4 protein-coding genes are annotated in these 4,696 nt (G+C 43.4%); 3 read left to right on the plus strand and 1 reads right to left on the minus strand.

Annotation, left to right across the window (positions count from 1 at the left end; translation table 11 throughout):
* Positions 1-104: 104 nt before the first annotated feature.
* The 3 genes from RDS42_RS12700 to RDS42_RS12710 are packed head-to-tail and all read left to right on the plus strand — an operon-like array spanning position 105 to position 3,863.
* Positions 105-1,178: an ABC transporter ATP-binding protein gene (locus RDS42_RS12700; protein ID WP_308783986.1), complete on the plus strand. Its 1,074-nt coding sequence runs from the start codon at positions 105-107 to the stop codon at positions 1,176-1,178.
* Positions 1,168-1,983, plus strand: a complete 816-nt coding sequence (locus RDS42_RS12705; protein ID WP_308783987.1) for an ABC transporter permease — start codon at positions 1,168-1,170, stop codon at positions 1,981-1,983. Before RDS42_RS12700 ends, RDS42_RS12705 begins: the two co-directional genes overlap by 11 nt.
* Positions 1,980-3,863 (plus strand): extracellular solute-binding protein, encoded by a 1,884-nt coding sequence (locus tag RDS42_RS12710; RefSeq protein ID WP_308783988.1) that lies wholly within the window; start codon positions 1,980-1,982, stop codon positions 3,861-3,863. The genes RDS42_RS12705 and RDS42_RS12710 overlap by 4 nt, the downstream gene beginning before the upstream one ends.
* 104 nt (positions 3,864-3,967) lie before the next feature.
* On the opposite strand, the gene RDS42_RS12715 is transcribed toward RDS42_RS12710, so the two are convergent.
* On the minus strand, positions 3,968-4,696 hold a 729-nt coding region (locus tag RDS42_RS12715; RefSeq protein WP_308783989.1), incomplete at its 5' end, for an ABC transporter permease.

The raw sequence follows: 4,696 nt of genomic DNA on the forward strand, positions 1-4,696 counted from the left end.
TTTGTAAAATAACTGAAAATCTATTGAAATTCCTCTGTTTTTATGATATACAGGAAGAGTTGTCCTGTATAAAAACAGGGGATTTTTTTAGGGGAGGAATGGTCATGAGTAATAAACTGATCGATTTTCAAAATATTTCCAAAACTTATGGGATGCAGACCGTTCTGGATGATTTTAATCTTTACATAAGAGAAAATGAATTCCTGACACTTCTGGGTCCAAGCGGATGTGGAAAAACTACCACACTTCGTATTCTTGGCGGCTTTGAGACTCCGGATGCAGGCCGCGTGATCTTTGACGGAAAAGACATCACAGATCTTCCGCCAAACAAAAGACAGTTAAATACCGTATTTCAGAAATATGCACTGTTTACGCATATGACAATTGCAGAGAACATTGCTTTTGGTCTGAAAATAAAAAATAAAAGCAAACAGTATATCCATGATAAGATCAAATATGCGCTGAAGCTTGTAAATCTTGACGGATATGAAAACCGTATGCCGGATTCTTTAAGCGGAGGACAGCAGCAGAGAATCGCTATTGCCCGAGCAATTGTAAATGAGCCGAAGGTTCTTCTTCTGGACGAGCCTCTGGGAGCGCTGGATCTGAAGCTTCGTCAGGACATGCAGTACGAGCTGATCCGTTTGAAAAACGAGCTGGGAATCACTTTCCTGTATGTTACCCACGATCAGGAAGAGGCTCTTACTATGTCAGATACCATTGTAGTTATGAACCAGGGATATATCCAGCAGATCGGAACACCGGAAATGATTTATAATGAACCGGAAAATGCTTTTGTTGCGGATTTTATCGGTGAAAGCAATATTATTTCGGCTACTATGGTGGAGGACCGCATGGTAAAGATACTGGGCGTAAACTTCCCCTGTGTGGATGAGGGATTTGGACAGAATAAACCGGTAGATGTGGTGATCCGTCCGGAGGATATCGATCTTCTCAAACCGGGAGAAGGAAGTATCGACGGTGTAGTCACTCATTTGATTTTTAAAGGCGTACATTATGAAATGGAGGTTACGGCTAATAACTATGAGTGGCTGGTACACAGTACGGACATGTTCCCGGTAGGTACTCAGGTCAGCATTCATGTGGATCCTTTTGATATCCAGATCATGAAAAAACCGGAATCCGAAGATGAGGAGGCGGTGAACATTGAAGAGTAAACGTCTTCTGGCCGGTCCGTATCTGTTCTGGTCAGTGTCCTTTGTCATCATCCCTCTTCTGGTGATCGTGTATTATGCTTTTACCAGTGATGACGGCGGACTGACTCTGGCAAATCTGTCGCAGATCACTACGCCGGAGAACCTGAAAGCATTGGGAGTTTCCCTTCTGCTGTCCTTTATCAGTACGTTGGTCTGTCTGATCCTGGCATATCCGCTTGCCATGATACTAAGCCAGAAACAGGTAAACCAGACCAGCTTTATTGTACTGATCTTTATCCTGCCTATGTGGATGAATTTTCTGCTGCGTACCATGGCATGGCAGACTCTTCTGGAGAAAAACGGTGTAATCAACAGTATTTTAGGATTTCTTCATCTCCCTGCATTGGAGATCATCAATACACCGTATGCTATTATTTTGGGAATGGTGTACAATTTCCTGCCGTTTATGGTACTGCCCATTTATAATGTGCTGATAAAAATAGATTCCAATGTCATAAATGCTGCAAGAGATCTGGGAGCGAATCCGATCCAGACTTTTCTGAAGGTAACATTTCCTTTGAGTATTCCAGGAGTGATCAGCGGCATCACCATGGTGTTCGTGCCGGCACTTACCACCTTCGTGATCTCAGATCTTCTGGGCGGCGGCAAGATCCTCCTGATCGGAAACGTGATTGAGCAGTCCTTTAAGCAGAACAGTAACTGGCATGTGGGCAGCGGACTTTCTCTTGTGCTGATGGTATTTATTATTGCCAGTATGGCACTTGTGGCGAAATACGATAAAGGAGAAGGAGGTACGGCATTTTGATCAGAAAAATTTTACAGAAGCTGTATCTGGCTTTGATCTTTATTATACTTTATGCACCCATTGTTACCCTGATGGTACTTTCCTTCAATCAGTCCAAAACAAGGGCGAAATGGGGCGGGTTTACTCTGAAATGGTATAAGGAGCTTTTTCAGAATGAACAGATTATGAGCGCTTTTTATACCACGCTGATCATTTCATTTGTGGCGGCAGCAGCGGCAACGATCATTGGTACAGCTGCAGCAATTGCGATTCAGGGAATGAAACAGCGGTGGCGCACCTTTTATATGGGCGTGACGAATATTCCCATGATGAATGCGGAAATTGTTATGGGTGTATCTCTGATGCTTCTTTTTATTGCATTCAGAATGAAAATGGGATTTGGAACCATTTTGATCGCCCACATTACTTTTAATATCCCGTATGTGATCCTGAGTGTGGCTCCGAAACTGAAACAGACAAACCGTCATGTGTATGAGGCTGCGCTGGATCTGGGAGCTTCTCCTCTGGAGGCATTTTTTAAGGTAGTGTTCCCGGATATTGTACCTGGCGTGCTTTCTGGTTTTATGCTTGCGTTTACTATGTCTCTGGATGATTTTGTAATCACGCATTTCACAAAAGGACCGGGGATCGATACTCTTTCTACCAAGATTTACACAGAGGTTCGTAAAGGGATCAAGCCGGAGATATATGCACTGTCTACCATTATGTTTGTGTCAGTTCTTGTGCTTCTGATCCTTATTAATTATTCGCCGGAAGAAAAAGAAGACACAAAAGCAAAGAAAAAACGGGCGAAAAAACCTTCAAAGGTTAAGCGGATCCTGTTACGTCGTGTGATTCCGGTAACTATCTGCGCACTGTTTCTTTTTGGAGGATTTTATTATTCCAAAGAAAACAATGTGATGAATTCCCAGAAAGTGGTGGTTTATAACTGGGGTGAATATCTGGATCCGGAAGTTCTGACAATATTTGAGGAAGAAACCGGCATCGATGTGGTGTATGAGGAATTTGAGACCAACGAGATCCTTTATCCCAAGATCAGTTCAGGTGCCATTGCCTATGATGTAATCTGTCCAAGTGATTATATGATCCAGAGGATGATCGAAAACAACCTGCTTGCGGAGATTGATTTTGACAACATTCCCAATATCAAAAATATTGGAAAGGATTATATGGAGCAGTCCAGACAGTTTGATCCGGAAAACAAATATTCTGTTCCTTACTGCTGGGGAACGGTTGGAATCCTTTATAACAAAACTATGGTAAAAGAACCAGTCACCAGCTGGTCGATCCTCTGGGATGAGAAGTATAAAGATAATATCCTTATGCAGGATTCTGTCCGTGATGCCTTTGGTGTTACACTGAAATATCTGGGGCATTCTCTGAACTCCACAGACCTTGATGAGCTTACAGAGGCCAGAGACCTTCTGATCAAGCAGAAGCCGCTGGTACAGGCATATGTCATCGATCAGGTTCGTGACAAGATGATCGGAAATGAGGCTGCCATCGGAGTGATCTATTCCGGCGAGGCTATTTATACGCAGAAAGAAAATCCAGATCTGGAATATGTGATTCCAGAGGAGGGAAGTAATATCTGGATTGATTCCTGGGTTATTCCTAAAAATGCAGAAAACAAGGAAAATGGTGAAAAGTTCATCAATTTCCTCTGCAGACCGGACATTGCTCTGAAGAATTTTGAGTATATCACCTATTCGACACCTAATGTGGAAGCAAGGAAGCTGATCGAGGATGAATCCATCCGGAACAGTGAGATTGCTTTTCCGGATCTTTCAAAATATGAAAATCTGGAAACCTTCCAGTATCTGGGAACAGAGGCCGATCAGACTTACGGAGAACTGTGGAATCAGGTGAAGTCTCACTAATCACATAAGAAACATAGAAAACAGTCTGAATGACAGATTTTGTGGAAACAGAGATCCCCGGAGCGCTCTTTTCAGGAGAGTGCTTCCGGGGATTTTTGTATATGTCAGGAATGTTTCAGACAGTGCTTTTCAATCAGGTTCAGAATCTCATACAGCCCCATGGCAATGACACACAGAATCAGAATGGACATCAGAACCGTAGTCAGTTTAAAGGTCTGGCTGGAATAGATGATGAGATAGCCAAGCCCCTGCCGGGCGCCGATAAATTCTCCGATGATCACGCCAACCAGACAAAGTCCGATATTAACCTTCATGGTACTTAGGATCAGAGGCACAGAGGAAGGAAGGACGATCTTCAGAAGCTCATCCTTTCTTGTACCTCCCAGTGTGGCAATCAGCCTGCCTTTATCCGGATCTGTTTCTCGAAAACCGGTATAGAGATTGATAATGGAGCCAAATATGGCAACGGACATTCCTGCTACGATAATGGTTCTGACATTTGCGCCAAGCCATACGATCAGAAGAGGCGCCAGCGCTGATTTTGGAAGGCTGTTAAGGATCACCAGGTAAGGCTCCAGGATGCGGGAAAGTTTTGGACACAGCCACAAAAGCACAGCCGTTCCAATTCCCAGAAGTACTACAAAAAAGAAGCTGATCAGGGTTTCAGCAAGCGTGATTCCGATGTGGACAAACAGAGACTGATCCCGGCACATTTCAGCAAAATTTTTCAGGATTGCCCAGGGACTGCTGAAAATAAAGGAATCGATCCATCCCAAACGGGAGGAAATCTCCCATAAAATCAGAAAAACAAGAAAAAGTAGAATTCTGGATAT

Origin of the sequence: uncultured Blautia sp., from assembly GCF_902497045.1 — a bacterium.
Classification (GTDB): Bacteria; Bacillota; Clostridia; order Lachnospirales; family Lachnospiraceae; genus Blautia_A.